Origin of the sequence: Gordonia sihwensis NBRC 108236, from assembly GCF_000333035.1 — a bacterium.
GTDB lineage: Bacteria > Actinomycetota > Actinomycetes > Mycobacteriales > Mycobacteriaceae > Gordonia > Gordonia sihwensis.
This window is the reverse complement of record NZ_BANU01000011.1, coordinates 1-15170: the sequence shown is the minus strand read 5'-3', so window position 1 is coordinate 15170 and position 15170 is coordinate 1. Positions and strand designations below refer to the sequence as shown.

The 15170-nt window shown below is 67.9% G+C and carries 15 protein-coding genes; 12 read left to right on the top strand and 3 right to left on the bottom strand.

The genetic code is table 11. The annotated features are described in order from the left end of the window. Positions 1-153: 153 nt before the first annotated feature. The 8 genes from GSI01S_RS08210 to GSI01S_RS08175 all read left to right on the top strand — a co-directional run bounded on the left by GSI01S_RS08210 (position 154) and on the right by GSI01S_RS08175 (position 6144). Positions 154-876 carry a hypothetical protein gene (locus GSI01S_RS08210; protein ID WP_006896062.1) on the top strand — a complete coding sequence of 241 codons (723 nt, stop codon included), beginning with the start codon at positions 154-156 and terminating at the stop codon, positions 874-876. A 184-nt stretch (positions 877-1060) separates the two neighbouring features. Next, a complete protein-coding gene (locus GSI01S_RS08205; protein WP_006896061.1) occupies positions 1061-1570 on the top strand; it encodes an alternate-type signal peptide domain-containing protein in 510 nt (169 codons plus the stop codon). A gap of 29 nt (positions 1571-1599) precedes the next feature. Continuing rightward, positions 1600-2136, top strand: a complete 537-nt coding sequence (locus GSI01S_RS08200; protein WP_006896059.1) for a hypothetical protein — start codon at positions 1600-1602, stop codon at positions 2134-2136. Then, complete coding sequence (locus GSI01S_RS08195) at positions 2133-2984, top strand: signal peptidase I (protein ID WP_039867285.1); 852 nt, start codon at positions 2133-2135, stop codon at positions 2982-2984. The genes GSI01S_RS08200 and GSI01S_RS08195 overlap by 4 nt, the downstream gene beginning before the upstream one ends. 11 nt (positions 2985-2995) lie before the next feature. After that, positions 2996-3664 carry a SipW-dependent-type signal peptide-containing protein gene (locus tag GSI01S_RS08190; protein WP_006896057.1) on the top strand — a complete coding sequence of 223 codons (669 nt, stop codon included), beginning with the start codon at positions 2996-2998 and terminating at the stop codon, positions 3662-3664. A gap of 7 nt (positions 3665-3671) precedes the next feature. Further along, entirely contained in the window at positions 3672-4271 is a 600-nt protein-coding gene (locus GSI01S_RS08185) for a signal peptidase I (protein WP_006896055.1), read from the top strand. Further along, a complete protein-coding gene (locus GSI01S_RS08180; protein ID WP_006896053.1) occupies positions 4264-5259 on the top strand; it encodes a hypothetical protein in 996 nt (331 codons plus the stop codon). The genes GSI01S_RS08185 and GSI01S_RS08180 overlap by 8 nt, the downstream gene beginning before the upstream one ends. A gap of 126 nt (positions 5260-5385) precedes the next feature. Then, the gene (locus GSI01S_RS08175) at positions 5386-6144 is read left to right on the top strand and encodes a nuclear transport factor 2 family protein (protein WP_006896051.1); all 759 of its coding nucleotides are present in this window, start codon (positions 5386-5388) and stop codon (positions 6142-6144) included. A 7-nt stretch (positions 6145-6151) separates the two neighbouring features. On the opposite strand, the gene GSI01S_RS08170 is transcribed toward GSI01S_RS08175, so the two are convergent. After that, positions 6152-6742 carry a hypothetical protein gene (locus GSI01S_RS08170; RefSeq protein ID WP_039867282.1) on the bottom strand — a complete coding sequence of 197 codons (591 nt, stop codon included), beginning with the start codon at positions 6740-6742 and terminating at the stop codon, positions 6152-6154. 134 nt (positions 6743-6876) lie between these two features. Between GSI01S_RS08170 and macS the strand changes: the two genes are divergently transcribed. The 4 genes from macS to GSI01S_RS08150 all read left to right on the top strand — a co-directional run bounded on the left by macS (position 6877) and on the right by GSI01S_RS08150 (position 11825). After that, the gene (gene macS / locus GSI01S_RS08165; RefSeq protein ID WP_006896048.1) at positions 6877-8073 is read left to right on the top strand and encodes a MacS family sensor histidine kinase; all 1197 of its coding nucleotides are present in this window, start codon (positions 6877-6879) and stop codon (positions 8071-8073) included. Beyond that, positions 8070-8720, top strand: a complete 651-nt coding sequence (locus GSI01S_RS08160; RefSeq protein WP_006896047.1) for a response regulator — start codon at positions 8070-8072, stop codon at positions 8718-8720. Before macS ends, GSI01S_RS08160 begins: the two co-directional genes overlap by 4 nt. Positions 8721-8804: 84 nt before the next feature. Next, positions 8805-10778 carry a DUF2339 domain-containing protein gene (locus GSI01S_RS08155; RefSeq protein WP_039867306.1) on the top strand — a complete coding sequence of 658 codons (1974 nt, stop codon included), beginning with the start codon at positions 8805-8807 and terminating at the stop codon, positions 10776-10778. A 102-nt stretch (positions 10779-10880) separates the two neighbouring features. Continuing rightward, the gene (locus tag GSI01S_RS08150; RefSeq protein ID WP_006896045.1) at positions 10881-11825 is read left to right on the top strand and encodes a type IV toxin-antitoxin system AbiEi family antitoxin; all 945 of its coding nucleotides are present in this window, start codon (positions 10881-10883) and stop codon (positions 11823-11825) included. A gap of 55 nt (positions 11826-11880) precedes the next feature. On the opposite strand, the gene lon is transcribed toward GSI01S_RS08150, so the two are convergent. After that, the gene (lon, locus tag GSI01S_RS08145; protein WP_006896044.1) at positions 11881-14325 is read right to left on the bottom strand and encodes an endopeptidase La; all 2445 of its coding nucleotides are present in this window, start codon (positions 14323-14325) and stop codon (positions 11881-11883) included. A 79-nt stretch (positions 14326-14404) separates the two neighbouring features. Then, positions 14405-15079: a VOC family protein gene (locus GSI01S_RS08140; RefSeq protein ID WP_006896043.1), complete on the bottom strand. Its 675-nt coding sequence runs from the start codon at positions 15077-15079 to the stop codon at positions 14405-14407. Positions 15080-15170: the final 91 nt, after the last annotated feature.

The window sequence follows — 15170 nt, the reverse complement described above, 5'->3', positions numbered from 1 at the left end:
AGCAGAGGCCCCTCGATCCCGTCGACCTGCGGAAACATCCCTCGTTACACATTCGCCCGCGACGCCGCATTTCCGGCACAGAAGTGCTCCCTCGCACTGTGTCCCCAGAGTTAGTGGCACCGTGGGGCGCTGCGGCGTCCCATCATTCTCGGCATGGCACCCATCGCACGATTGACCTCAACCGCTCGACGCGCAGTCGTCGTCACTGCCGCCGGAGCAGCGGCAGTGTCGCTCGCTGCCATCGGCGCCGGCAGCGCTCATGCTGCGGTCGGCGAGAATCTCGACCAGAGTTGCACCAAGTACTCGCAGGACGGCGGAACCACGTGGGGGAATTTGGACGTCCTCTCGTGGAACACCGACCGCCCGGTCCCGGGCCACGAGGTGAAGCAGGCTTCGTTCAAGATCAAGAACTCCTGCGACACGCCCGCCAAATTCCAGGTGTTCGCCGGCAACTGGGAACTCCCGGGCGGAGGTTCGGCCACCGTCCGCGCGAACGCCGGCTCGGTGAAGGGAAGCAAGCACAGCCTGGCAGGCGGCCCCGGAATCCTCGTCGTCGAGACTGGTCGACTCATCCAGAACACACCGATCGACGTGGAACTGTTCGTCGGCATTCCACAAGGGGAGACCGAACAGAACTTCACGATCAAACCTGACTGGAGCACCTCTCTCGAAGAGGTCGCAGGCGACGCTCCAGTGGATCCCGTGGACCCGACTGATCCCGGAGGTGATGGCGGTTCCGGATCTCTCGACTCGGGCTCGCTCGGTTCCGGTTCGCTCGGCAGCATGTTCGGCAGCCTCGGAGGCGGCAGCAGTGATGCCGCCAAGAGCGTTCAGGTGAGCCTGAACGCCCCGGCCATCCACGCCGGCGGGCGCTGAACGGCGGATCGGCCGGCTCGCGCACCCGTCGTACGCCGGCCGATCACACAGACTTCGGCCATCCACCCCGGTGAATCCCGGCCGTAGACGGTCACTTCGGTGACCGCCCCCGCGCGGGCATCTCCCGCCGCGCGGGTCACCCTTTCCCACACCTTCGGGTGTCCCGATTCAATTAAGGGAAGACATGAACAAGGTTACGAAGGGCGCTCTCGCCGCAGCCGCCGGCGCAGCCATCCTGGCTGGTGGCGCAGGCACCATGGCGGCTTGGAACAGCAACGTCAACACCAACGGCGGCACTGTCACCGCCGGTCAGCTGAACCTCACCGCGGTCGACACCGGTACCTGGACGTGGGTCGGCGGCACGAAGGATGGCGATACCTTCAACCCTGGCACCGACCGTCTCGTGCCGGGCGACACCGTCCGGTACACGGCCAGCTACAAGATCACGGCCGTAGGAACCAACCTGACGGCGACCCTGACTCCCAGTGTGGGCGGTGTCTCCGGCGATCTCGCACAGTACCTCGATCCGACGACCGCAGGTGGTGGCCCCGGAATCACTGTGACCCCTGCCGACAACAACACGACCAAGAAGGTCTCGACCGACATCACATTCAGAGCAGACACAAGCAACAAGGACGGACAGGACAAGACCGCTGACCTCTCCGGCGCCACGGTCACTCTGCAGCAGAACTAAACCACTCCTCCCGTGATTAAGAGGATTTCGTGAAGCCCCAAATCAAATGGGCGCTCGCAGCGGCGGCGGTTCTGCTGGTGGGATTCATCTCCCTCCAGCAGACCGGCGCCCTCTGGCGTTCGGAAGCAACGAGCAACGGTGGCACGATCACCGCAGGCAAGCTCGACATCTCGGTGAACCAGGGCGGCGTCAAGCAGTTCACGCTCGACGGCCTGACGCTGACTGACGCGAACCCCGGTGACAGCGTCCAAAAGCCGCTGCCGGTCATCAATTCCGGCAACGTAACGATGCAGTACAAGCTGAACTCGGTGGCCGTCACCGGCACCACCCCGCTGAAGCTGCGTGTCGCAGTAGTCGGCAGCGAGGCCGCATGCACCCCCACCGGCGATGTCGGTGAGGAGATCTACTCGGGTGCGATGAACACCGCTGCCACCGCAGCCCGCAACGTCGCGGCGGGTACTACCGAAGTGCTGTGCCTGCGTACCACCATCGCGACCAACGCATCGACGTCGCAGTCGGCCAACGCGACGTTCACCTTCGGCGCCCAGTCGGTCAGCAACTCATGATGTTCAGTCGCGGAACCCATCACACCAGCGAGACGGAGGCGCTTCCCTCCGCAAGCGACGCGGAGAACTCCGACGCGACTCCACCCATCTGGTGGGTGAAGACGATCGCCTCGTGGACGCTGCTGCTCGTCGCGGTCGGCGTGCTCGCTGTGCTCGTGGTGGTTCCGCGGCTGACCGGTTCCACCGCGTACACGGTGCTCACCGGGTCGATGCAGCCGACGTACCCGCCGGGAACGCTGATCGTGGTGAAGCCGACGCCGGGCGATCAATTGAAGGCCGGCGACGTCATCACGTTCCAGCCGGAGTCGGGCAATCCGTCGGTCACGACGCATCGGATCATCAGCATCGTCTACGACGCGAGCGGTAAGCGCCGGTTCATCACCAAGGGCGATGCCAACAATGCGACGGACCCGGTTCAACTCGTCGAAGAGCAGGTCCGAGGCAGACTGCTGTACTCGGTTCCCTACCTCGGCCGGATCAACTCCCTGATCTCCGGCTCGTCGCGGAGCATCGCGGTGTTCGTGATCGCCGGCGGTCTCGGTGCGTACGCGTTGTGGATGTGGATCAGCAGCATCCGCGACCGCAAGAAGCCGAAGCCTCCCGAGAACCCCGAACCCGGCGCCGCTCCGCCCGATCCGCCGATGCCGCCGGCTCCCACGCAGGCGGTTCCGGCGCACGCCGAGGTCGGCGGCCGGCACCCCGCAGGATCTGAGAACCGCTGCTATGCGTGCGGCGCCGATCAGTCCGGACGTCCGCCGCTCGCCTACTCGGCGGTCCCCGATCCGCCGTCGGCGGCGCCGGTGATCCCCAGTGCCGAGATCACCCAACCGATTCCTTTCATCAAGTGACTCCCTCCCGAATGATTAGGCAGAAACAGATGTCCTCATCCAACGAAACTCACGACCGCGAGCGGTCGGGGTCGCGACTGCGCGGGCGCCTCGGCGACACCGGTTGGACGCGCGCCCGAGCGATCGCCTCACTCGGAATGGTCTTCGGTCTCGGCGCCGTCGGCACGATGGCCGCGTGGTCGGACACCGCGACCGCGACTACCGGAATGTTCAGCACGGCGGCCGTCGACGTGCGAATGGATCTTCACGGCGACCGGCCAACACACCAATTCGCGTCATTGGCGAAGCTCAACCTCGCTAAGGGAGCCACAGTCGCGGGTATGCTCCCGGTCAACAACATCGGCGGCAGCGACTTCGACTACACGATGAAGGCAGTCAGCGCCGACAGCGGCACAGCGACATACGGCGACGCGAACGCCGGCACGTTCGCGCAGAATCTGAGGGTGAACGTCTACCGGGGTGGTAGCAGCAATGGAACCGTCTGCAGCGGCGGCACCGCCATCGCAACGGGCAAGGCGCTGACGCTCGGCACAACCGACATCATCACGACCAACCAGCGAGTGAACAAGAACACGACCGACAATCTGTGCTTCCAAATCACTCTCGACTCCAACGCCCCGAATAGTGCGCGGATGTCAGCTCTGTCAGTCAAATTCAACTTCGCAGCGACCCAAGCGTGATCTCGCAATGAGTCAGCAGCAAGCAAGGACTACGCAGCGACGCCGCCGCCGCGAGCTCGCCCTCAATCTCGGCGCCGTCGCGGGTCTGGTCTGCATCGTGATCGCAGTGGTGTCGATGACGTTCGGGATCAAGCCACTGGTGTTCCGATCGGGGTCGATGTCGCCGCAGATCCCGACCGGCTCTCTCGCAGTGGCCCGTACCGTTCCCGCAGCGCAGATCAGTGTCGGCGATGTCGTCAGTGTCGACAACGAGGCCGGAACTCGAATCACCCATCGCGTAGTTGCAGTCGACCCCGCCGGTGGCGACAAGGTCGCGCTGATCATGAAGGGCGATGCGAACCGAGTTGCGGATCCCACGCCGTACCTGGTCGATCACGCAGATCGAGTGATCACAAGCGTGCCGTTCGCCGGGTACGTAGCCGCGTGGCTTTCGAGCAAGACGGCGATCTTCCTCGGCGGCGTCCTCGCCGGGGCCTTGCTGATGCTCGCTTTCGGCCCCCTACGCCGATCCAGCAACGACGCGTCGAATGACACACACCAGACCGAAACACTCGATGAGCCCGCCGACAGCAGCGAGGCCAAGCTCCAGGAGGCCAACTGTGGCTAATCTCCGTCAATCAATTCGCCAGAAGCTGCCGTCCACTCGTGCGCTCCTCGCCATCGGCGGCGCGGCCGTCGCCGCGGTCGGACTGGTACAGACCACCGACACCATGGCCGCCGGAACTGATGCGGCGACAGCCAATGTGTCCCAGATCGCTAGTCAGAACTTCACACCGGTACCCGTGGTGAAGGGCATGTCGTGCAGTGGCGGACTAGGCTCCAAAGCGGATCTCCAATGGACCAGCGCCGGCCCCGGGTACTGGTACGAAGTGGAACGGTGGGAGGGCGGAAGCAGTCCGGCTTGGTCAGGCGCGACCCCGGACGCGAACTACAATGGCATTTCCCTCCCGTACTCAGTTCTGAAGAAGGTCTATTCCGTTCGCGTCCGTACGCGATACGGCCAGAACGGCGAGCTGTCGAGTGGTTACGCCCAATGGGACATCACCAACTGGTCTGGCGTCACGTACTGCACCTCCAACGGAGGCGGTGACCGAGGTCGATCCAACATCTCGAGTTGGCAGGAACAGTCCGACTGGACTCCCGCCGCACCCCAAAACATCGTCAACGACGCACCGGGCGCCCTGTCGAGGATGCGAAGCGCGATGGAGAAACTTGCACCGTCGACGACATCGGACCCGTCGACCAGCAATGCGCCAGAATCAGAAGCCGACCCCACCACGTCGGCGACGAAGCCATCAGAGTCGACGAAGCCGTCAGAGTCCGAGTCTGTCGAGTCGACCACTCCGTCGTCGGCACCCGACACCAGTGCCGAAGCCACCGAGCCGAGTACCGAGGCCAAGCCGAAGCTCACGATCGCTCTCGAAGTGGCGGGCACCGATCGTCAGTTGATCCTCAATGCCGATGGTGTCGAGAAGTGCCGGACCCCGCTTGAGGACGGCGACGTCGCGAGCGTCAACTCCGCCACCAATACCGTCTCGATCACCAACGGGACCACGGTGAAGAAGGTCGACACCGAGACCTGCGCAGTCTCCTGACCCACCCATGCGAAGGCGCGTCCGGTGCACCCCGACCCGGACGCGCCTTCCCCATTTCCGGACGACGGACCGACGGTTAGACTAGAACGCGTTCTATTGCGATGGTCGACTCAGGAACGGAGTGGGATGGGACTGCGAGAGCAGATGCTGGCCACCGTCGAAGGGTCGCCGGCAGCCGTGGCCGCGCACGACAGACAGCGGTGGCTGTCGCTGTTCGCGCCGGACGCGATAGTCAACGACCCCGTGGGGTCGAGCCCGCACCGCGGAGACGAGCAGCTCTCCCGCTTCTACGACACCTTCATCGCCCCCAACACGATCGTCTTCCATCCGGCGCACGACATCGTCTGTGGCGACACAGTGATCCGCGACCTCACGCTGGAGATCCGCATGAGCGACGCCGTGACGCTGACGGTGCCTGTGCACCTGCGGTACGAGATGGCGTCGGCCGATCTGATCGCGGGCCTGTTCGCTCACTGGGAACTGCCGACCATGGTGCGACAACTCCTCGCCGAGGGCCTCGACGCACTCCCGATCTCGACGCGGCTGGCCGGGGCGCTGCTGCAGAATCAGAGACTCGGCGGGGCCGCAGGCTTCGCCCGAGGGTTCGTTCGCGCGGGTGCTGCGGAGAAGCGGCGGACGCTCGCGTTCCTAGACGCGGCGTGCGCAGAGCGGTCCGGGTCCGACGTACGGGTCGAGTACGGTGCCGGGCGCGTCGGGCCGGTCGCAGACCTGCGCGACGAACTGGACGGCTGGCAGACCGGCAAGTGCCTGGCTGCCGGACGATACGTGACAGTGAGCCTCACGCGCGGCGAAGAACACGCGGTGGCGATGGCCACCTTCGAACGCAGGCAGATCGTCGCGATGAAGGTGTACGTGGCGAGCTGAACCCGCCCTACTCGACGGCCGCGCGGTCGGCGATCCCCATCGCCCACCAATACAGACCCGCGTCGGGACTGGATGCGGAGGCCAGAACGAGGTCGGAGAGGTTCAGATCCTCCCACTCCCACAGGAGCTCGTTGTAGGCGGTCATCATCGGTCCCACGCGGGCGCGGGCCCGAGCGATCTCCGCCTCCGAGAACCCGCGCTCCCGCAGCCAGCCGTCGGTATCGGCCTGCCGACCGTGGCCGATCGTAGTGTCGAGAAAGGGCTCGAGCAGCCGCATCCAGATGTCGGGGCGGGCGATCTGCGGAATCCGGTGACGCTCGGCGAACTGCCGGAGGTCGCCCTCACGCAGCTTGGACACGAACAGCGTCTCGCCCGCCGTCGTGCGGATCTCCGGCGGGAATCCAGCCGGGTCGACGTCGCGAATCCCGCCCACCGACAGCACCGGCTCGGCACACACCGAGGCCGCCGGGTGAACGTAGTCGACGAAGGTCAGGGCGTCGTCGCCGAACTCCACGCCGCGCGACCACAGTCCGGGCAACGGCACCCGCGAAGGCTGCTGCGCCGGCGGGCGGCGCCGTCGTCGCGGCCAGAAGATCACGTGCCGAGCGTAGGACATCGATCAGGAGGTCGACTCCGACCGACGAAACGTCGAGAGCCGTCGCCGCTGTGACGCGCCCCTTGTTAGATGGAGCCATGACGACGTCCCCGTTCCGCGACCGGCAGTTCTGAACCGTGGACCGCCGCGCCCTGCCCGCCGCCGATCCCACCGCCCTCTGGCGGGGTCTGGACGACGCCGACCCAGTCGGCCCCATGTGGCGGGCGGCGCAGATCTTCCGTCTCGTCGCCTTCGTCTACGCACTCGGTTTCCAGGTCGCGATCAACGGCGACCTGGAACATCCCGCCGTCACCTGGATCCTGTTCGCCGTCCTGACCGCGGCCAACATCTGGTGGACCACCGGCTACCTCGCCGGATTCGGTCGCCGCCGGTGGTTCGTCGCGAGCGAGGTGATCGTGTCGGCCGCGATGATGCTCTCGACCGAGTTCGTCGCCTCCGGCCAGTGGATCGCCGACAACCAGACCTGGCCCACCACTCTCTGGATGACGAACGCCGCACTGTCCGCGGCGTTGCTCGGCGGGGCGCGCTGGGGTTTCGCGGCCGCAGCGGTGATCGGACTGACGAACTACTACGTCAAGGGCGAATTCCTGCTGAACTTCGGACGCAACGCGACGGCCATCCTGCTCGCCGCCGCGTCGATCGCCCTCGGCATGGCCGCCTCCCGCGCCCGACTGATGCATTCCCGGCTCACCGCGGCCGTCGAACTCGCCGCGGCATCGGCCGAACGCGAACGGCTCGCCCGCGAGGTGCACGACGGCGTGCTGCAGGTCCTCGCCCTGATCGCTCGTCGCGGGCGCGAGATCGGCGGTCCCACTGACGAACTCGCGAGTCTGGCGGCCGAACAGGAACGCGTGCTGCGGCAGCTCATCGCGGCGACGCCGGCGCCGGTGGCAGACGGGGGCGCCCTCCTCGACCTCGGACCGGGCCTGCGCGCCCTGGCGACCGACCGTGTTCGGGTCAGCACACCCGGCGAGCGGGTCCTGATCGACGCCGCGGTCGCCGGCGAGGTGCTCGCCGCGGTCGGCAACATCCTCGACAACGTCGAACGCCACGCGGGCGGCGACGCGCACGCCTTCGTCCTGCTGGAAGACCTCGACACCGAGATCGTCGTCAGCGTCCGCGACGACGGTGTGGGGATCGAGCCCGGCCGGCTGTCGGCGGCGGTGAAGGAAGGGCGGATGGGGATCTCGCGGTCGATCATCGGGCGGATCGAGGCACTCGGCGGCACCGCTCGGCTGGAGTCGGCGCCCGGTGCCGGGACAGAATGGGAGCTGACGGTCCCGGCCGGCGAAAGAGAGGCGCAGTCCCGATGAGCGATGCCGCACTGCGCGTGATGGTGGTCGACGACCACCCGATGTGGCGAGAGGGCGTGGCGCGCGACCTGTCGGAGGAGGGCTTCGACGTCGTCGCCACCGCCGACGGCTGCGCGAGCGCGGCCGCGCGTGCCGCGGCGGTGCGGCCCGACGTCGTCCTGATGGACATGCAGATGCCCGACGGCTCGGGTGCCGAAGCGACCGCGGCCGTCCTCGCGGCGCACCCCGGCGCGCACGTGCTGGTCCTCTCGGCGTCCGACGAGCGCGACGACGTGCTCGAGGCCATCAAGGCCGGGGCCACCGGGTATCTGGTGAAGAGCGCGCAGCGGTCGGAGTTGGTCGCGGCCGTCCGCGCGACGGGCGACGGGCAGGCCGTGTTCACTCCCGGCCTCGCCGGACTGGTACTCGGCGAGTACCGGCGGATCGCCCGCTCGCCCGAACCCGACGCACCGACGCTGACGCAGCGCGAGACGGAGGTGCTGCGGCATGTCGCGAAGGGGCTGTCGTCGCGGCAGATCGCGACGCGGCTGTCGATCAGTCCGCGCACCGTCGAGAACCACGTCGGCGCCGCGCTGCGGAAGCTGCAGCTCGGCAACCGGGTGGAGTTGGCGCGATACGCGATCGAGCACGGCCTCGACCAGGAGTAACCGCCGACCCCACGGCCAACTCCCCACACCTTCTGCGTAATTCTGCGCATGTCCGCGAGGCGCCGCACCGCGACGCTGGAAGGCATGACGAACAACAACGATCCAGCAGTCGCGGCGGCCCGCCTCGGCGACGAGCTGAAGAGCATCGCGGGCCGGATGTCGGCGGTGTCGGCCGACTTCGAGGCGTTCACCGCGTCGCTCGCCCGAGAGTCGGAGACGCCGCAGGACGCGGATGCGCCCCCGGTCGCGGCGACGGGACCGCAGCCCGCGCCCCAGCCTGAGCCTGAGCCCCAGCCGCAGCCTGAGCCGCAGCCGCATTTGCAGTACGCGACGGTGCCGCCGACGGTGGGCACGCCGTTCACGCGACAGCCCTTCGGTCCCCAGTCGTACGGGGTCCCGTCGTACGCCCCGCAGCCCTACCCGCCTCCTCCATACGGCCCGCCGTCGTACGCTCCGCGCCCGTTCCCGGCACCGCCGGCCACGCCGGCGCCCAGCCTCGGCAAACGACTCTCCGACGCCGCCGAACGCGGGCTGGTCGGCCGGGTTCTGGCGGCGGTCGGCGTCGCGATCACGCTGATCGGGATCGTGCTGCTGCTGGTTCTGGCCGCACAGGCCGGTCTGCTCCGGCCCGAGCTTCGCGTCGCCGGCGGCGCGGTCTTCGCCGCCGCACTGGTCGGCGTCGGATCGCGGGTCGGACGCCGACCCGAGAAGCGTCCCGGCGCCGTCGCCCTGGTCGCGACCGGCGTCGCCGCGGCCCTACTCGACGTCCTCGCCGCCACCGCGATCTACGGCTGGCTGCCGGAGTCGGCAGCGCTGGTCGCCGGCGCACTGATCGGCGGCGGCGGACTGTGGTCGGCGCACCGGTGGGACAGTCAGGCGCTCGCACTCATGGTGTCGGTGCCGCTGCTGGTCTTCGCGCCGGTGGTCGCGGGCGGCGTCGACGAACTCCTGGTCTGCTTCATGCTGACGTACGCGGCGGCCACCCTGTGGCTGCAGGCCGGTCGGGACTGGACCCCGCTGTTCGTCGTCAACACTGTCGCCACCACGCTTCCGATGACCGTGTTCGTGGTGATCGGCGACGGCCCTGCGTGGTTCCTTGCGGTCACCGCGCTCACCGGGCTCGCCCTGGCGCTCTGCTCGGCGATCATGCTGGCGCCCGCAAGCAGTCGCGCCGTGGTGCTCGGACTCACTTCGGTGGCCGCGGCGATCCCGCTGCCGATGATCGCAGGTCAGTGGACCGCCGGGGCCGGATCGTCGACGGCGGTGATCGGATTGGGCGCCGTGCTCTTCGTCGTCGCCGCGGTGGCTACCCGCGGACCGGCGTCGGTGCCCTTCGTCTGCCGGGTGGTGTGGCTGGCCGCAGGAGCGGTGCTGATCTCGATGGCGCTCGGAGTCGCACTCGACGCCTCCACGATCTCGCTCGGCTTCCTGGCAGGTGCGGTGATCATGGGTCTCGCGGCCCGTTGGGCCGACGATCTGCGGGGCGCAGTGCGGATCGCGGCCACCGTGTTCGCGGGCCTCGGACTGTCGTCGCTGCTGGAGACGGGCGGGGCGCAACAGCTCCTGTATCCCGGCGGGCTGAGTGACTCGGTCCACGCGACCCTCCTCGTCGGCTCACTCCTCGGCCTGGCCGCCACCATGGTGCTGGCCCGCGAATGGGGCACCGCAGCGCCGAGCCGCGCACAACAGATCTGGCTGATCGGCGGCCTCATCGGCCTGTGGCTCACCACCGAACTGTGCGTCGGCGTCGCCGGAGTCGCCACCGGAGGCTCGACCACCGGATTCCGCGCCGGTCACCTCGCGGCGACCCTCGTCTGGTTCGGCTCCGCCGCCGCGGCCCTGATGTGGGCGCGGAGGCTGCAGGGAGCGAGCCGCACCCTTACCCTCGCCACGGGATTGTCGGTGATCGCCGCGGCGGTCGCGAAACTCTTCCTGTTCGATCTCGCCGCCCTCGACGGAATGTTCCGGGTGATCGCCTTCATCGTCGCCGGACTGGTTCTGCTCTCGCTCGGCGTGGCTTACGCGCAGCGATTCACCTCCGAGGAACCCGCGCACTGACCCGCCGAGAATTTTGGCTCCCGGAACGGTCTCACAGACCGTTCCGGGAGCCAAAATTTTGCAGACCGGAACCGATAGCCCGGCACGTGCGTCTAATTGAAGGTGGGGAAAGCACAGTCGACAGCCGATCGTCGGGCGAACAGCCGGTGGTCGGAGCATCCGGAGATCGCGGTCGCACACCATCTCGCCGCTCACGACGGCGTGATCACCACCGGACAAGCACTGGCCTGCGGACTCACCGTGGGCCAGATCCGTTCGCAGGTGGAGCGAGGCCTGTGGATACGGCAGGCCCGCGAAGTCTTCCTCTCCCTCGCCCACCCGCTGGAGGCCGCCGCGCGGATACGCGTGGTCGCGCACGCGAGGGCGGCCACCATCGATCGCACCGCTGCCGCCTGGTGGCACGGCCTGGTCCGGGACGTTCCCGGACCGATCACCGCCGCGGTGCCGCGCTCGGCGAAGCCGAATGCGACCTGCGGGGTGGCTGCCGACCTCAAGCGGCGCACCTACCCGCACGAAGACATCACCGAGGTCCGCGGAATCCAGGTGACCGGCACCGCGCTCTCGGTTCTCGGCGCGGCGTCAGAACACGAGGAGGGTCTGGTCTTCCTCGATCGGATGATTCAGAAGCGCGTGGTGACCGTGCCCGAACTGGTCGCCGCGCTGGACCGGAACCGCGGCGTCCACGGACTCGCCCGAGTGCGCAAGCTGCTGGGTGTCTCCGCCGACGGCTCGGAGTCCGAGGCCGAACGACTCTTCGTGCGGATGCTCCGCAGCGAACAGATCACCGGATGGAAGCAGCAGTTCCCGATCTGCGGTCGGCCGTGGGACTTCGCCTGGCCCGCCGAGCGCGTCGGCGTGGAGATCCACGGCTACGCCTTCCATCGGCACGAGGACCGGTGGAACCGCGATCTCGCGAAGGCGAACTCGATCGCCTGCCTCGGCTGGATCCCGCTGGCCTACTCGTGGAAGCAGCTCAATCTGGCGCCCGGCGACTGCATGCGCGAGCTAGCCAATGCCCTCGCCGCCCGCCGCGCCGAACTCCTCTGAAAACTCTGGCTCCCGGACAGGCCTGTGAGACCCGTCCGGGAGCCAAAAATTCTCATCACGCCGCGGCGCGCGCCTGTTCCACAGGCTCAAGGGCCTCCGAGACGATCACCGCGACATCCGTCATCGGCTTCACCTCGAGCGCCTCGAGCACCTCGGCCGGAACCTCGTCCAGATCGGCCTCGTTGCGCTGCGGGATGAAGACCGTCTTCAACCCGTTCCGTTGCGCGGCGAGCAGCTTCTGCTTCACGCCGCCGATCGGCAGCACGCGCCCGTTCAGGGTCACCTCGCCGGTCATGCCGACATCGCTGCGCACCCGCCGGCCGGTCAGCATCGACACCAACGCGGTCACCATCGTGACACCCGCGGACGGTCCGTCCTTAGGAACCGCACCGGCCGGGAAGTGGATGTGCACCGTGCCGTTGAGATCAGCCGGATCGATGCCGAAATCGGCGGCGTGCGCCTGCACGTACGAGAGCGCGATCTGCGCCGACTCCTTCATCACATCACCCAGCTGGCCCGTCAGCTTCAGCTGCGGTCCGGCCGCGTGCTCGCCCTTCTCCGACGTGCCCGCCGCTTTCAGCGCCTCGATGAACAGCACGTCGCCACCCATTCCCGTCACGGCCAGACCGGTGGCGACGCCCGGAACCTCGGTGCGCTCGGCGGTTTCCGGAGTGAACCGCGGTCGCCCGAGGTACTCCACCAGCGCAGTCTCGTCGACGACGATCGGCCCGCTCGCTACGCTCCCGGCGCCGTGCGAATCCGGCCCGCTCGCTACGCTCCCGGCGCCGTGCGAATCCGGCCCGCTCGCTTCGCTCCCGGCGCCGGCCTGCACCGCGACCTTCCGCGCCACCTTCGCCAGCATCCGCTCGAACTGCCGAACACCCGGCTCACGGGTGTAGTTCGCGGCGATCTCACGCAAGGCGCCCTCGGTGACACTCACCTCGTCCGCCGTGAGCGCAGCCCGCTCCAGCTGTCGCGGAACCAGGTAGTCACGCGCGATGGCGACCTTGTCGTCCTCGGTATAGCCGTCGATCGTGACCAGCTCCATACGATCCAGCAGCGCCGACGGAATGTTCTCCACCACGTTCGCGGTAGCGAGAAAGACCACGTCCGAAAGGTCCAGGTCCAGATCCAGATAGTGGTCGCGGAACGTGTGGTTCTGCGCCGGGTCCAGGACTTCCAGAAGCGCCGCCGCGGGGTCGCCACGGTAGTCAGAGCCCACCTTGTCGATCTCGTCGAGCAGGACGACGGGATTCATCGAACCGGCTTCGCCGATGGCACGGACGATCCGTCCGGGCAGCGCGCCCACGTAGGTGCGGCGGTGACCGCGGATCTCGGCCTCATCGCGGACACCGCCGAGCGCCACGCGGACGAACTTGCGACCGAGCGCGCGGGCCACCGACTCGCCGAGCGACGTCTTACCGACCCCGGGAGGTCCGGCCAACACCATCACCGCACCGGAACCGCGACCGCCCACCACCGACAATCCGCGTTCGGCACGCCGGGCGCGGACCGCCAGGTACTCGACGATCCGGTCCTTCACGTCCTCCAGACCGTGATGGTCGGCGTCGAGGATCTCCCTTGCCTCGATCAGGTCGGTCGAATCGTCGGTCCGGACCGACCACGGAAGGTCGAGCACCGTGTCGAGCCAGGTCCGGATCCAGCCGGATTCGGGGCTCTGATCACTTCCTCGCTCGAGCTTCCCGACCTCCCGAAGAGCGGCCTCACGGACCTTCTCGGGCAGATCGGCGCCCTCGACGCGAGTCCGGTAGTCCTCGGCACCGTCCGGCTCGTCCTCCCCGAGTTCCTTGCGAATGGCGTTGAGCTGCTGGCGCAGGAGGAACTCCTTCTGCGTCTTCTCCATGCCCTCGCGCACGTCGGCCGCGATCTTGTCGCTGACCTCTGTCTCCGCCAGGTGCTCCCCGGTCCAGTCGATCAACAGCCGCAGCCGCTCGTCGACGTTCTCGGTCTCCAGCAACCGACGCTTGCGCTCATCGCTGATCCACGACGCGTAGCCCGAGGTATCGGCGAGCGCGGACGGATCGGTGAGGCGGTTGACGGCGTCGATCACCTGCCACGCCTCCCGGCGCTGCAGCATCGCGAGCACCACCTTGCGGTACTCGGCGGCCAGTTCGCGGGTGGTCTCGGTGGGTTCGGTCTCCTCAACCAGCTCCACCTCCACCCACAGCGCCGCACCCGGACCGGTGGTTCCGGCACCGATGTGTGCGCGCTGCTCGCCGCGGATCACCGCGACGTGGCCGTCTCGGCCCTGCATGCGACCGACCTGCACCACCGAGGCGATCACGCCGTGTGTCGGGTAGTGGTCGTCGAGGCGCGGGGCGATCAGGATCTTGCCCGCACCGGGTTCTGCGCTGTCGCTCGCGCGGGCCGCGTCGACGGCGGCCTGCGCGGCATCGTCGAGCGGCACGGGCACCACCATCCCGGGCAGCACCACGAGATCGGGAACGAACAGCACGGGAACGGAAATGTTCTCAGACATCACACCTCCAAAGTTCAGTCTGCTCGACTCAACCGAGGGTGCCCTTTGTTTGTTCCGGAACGGTGTTCGCCCTGGGCGATCAGGCCGTGGCCCCTCCGGCGTCGGCACGGCGAGGTTGCGCCGACAGCGGCTGACCCGATGTCAGACTCGCCGGTGACCAGGCGAAACCGTCGGGATCGACGAATGCGTCGGCATCGGAACCGACGACGAGCCGGTGCGAACCGCTGCCCTCCGGCGGCACACCCGCGTCCTTCGCCGCGCCCTTCCTGCCGTACAGGGCGAGGGTGACGGCGCCGTCGGCGGCCTCGAACTCGACGTACTTGCGGCCGTAGCTCTTCGCCACCGTGAGCCCGTGGTCGACGTAGAAGGCTTTGCTGGCGGTGATGTCGGAGGTGCCGAGCAGCAGTACCAGGGAGTCGACCACGCGCAAGGGCGCACCGGTGGACTTCTTCGACGACGCCGCGATCTTCCACAGGGTGCCGTCCGGTGCCTGAAGCACACCGCCGTATCCCCAGAACGACTTCTTGGCGGGCTTGACGACGCGCGCGCCCGCCGTGATCGCCGGTTCGATGAAGGAATCGACGACCGCGGGGTCGGCGACCACGAGGGAGATCACGAATCCGCGGAAGCCCGACGTCGGCGGCGTGGCCTGTTCGAAGCGCAGACGGTCGCCGATCCCGAACGCCTCGTCGTAGAAGGACTTCGCCGCCTCGACGTCGGCGACCTGCAGGGTGAGTGTGTTGATGTTCGTCATACGACTGACGCTACGAGTGCACGGTTCGCGATGCTTCTCGAAAACTGCTCGATGGGGTGGGGTGGGTGGGCGAGCGGGGCGGCGGTGGTGG

Coding starts and splice junctions, on each gene's coding strand:
- GSI01S_RS08210 (WP_006896062.1), top strand. CDS start 154: ATGGCACCCATCGCACGATTGACCTCAACCGCTCGACGCGCAGTCGTC.
- GSI01S_RS08205 (WP_006896061.1), top strand. CDS start 1,061: ATGAACAAGGTTACGAAGGGCGCTCTCGCCGCAGCCGCCGGCGCAGCC.
- GSI01S_RS08195 (WP_039867285.1), top strand. CDS start 2,133: ATGATGTTCAGTCGCGGAACCCATCACACCAGCGAGACGGAGGCGCTT.
- GSI01S_RS08190 (WP_006896057.1), top strand. CDS start 2,996: ATGATTAGGCAGAAACAGATGTCCTCATCCAACGAAACTCACGACCGC.
- GSI01S_RS08185 (WP_006896055.1), top strand. CDS start 3,672: ATGAGTCAGCAGCAAGCAAGGACTACGCAGCGACGCCGCCGCCGCGAG.
- GSI01S_RS08175 (WP_006896051.1), top strand. CDS start 5,386: ATGGGACTGCGAGAGCAGATGCTGGCCACCGTCGAAGGGTCGCCGGCA.
- GSI01S_RS08160 (WP_006896047.1), top strand. CDS start 8,070: ATGAGCGATGCCGCACTGCGCGTGATGGTGGTCGACGACCACCCGATG.
- GSI01S_RS08155 (WP_039867306.1), top strand. CDS start 8,805: ATGACGAACAACAACGATCCAGCAGTCGCGGCGGCCCGCCTCGGCGAC.
- lon (WP_006896044.1), bottom strand. CDS start 14,325: ATGTCTGAGAACATTTCCGTTCCCGTGCTGTTCGTTCCCGATCTCGTG.
- GSI01S_RS08140 (WP_006896043.1), bottom strand. CDS start 15,079: ATGACGAACATCAACACACTCACCCTGCAGGTCGCCGACGTCGAGGCG.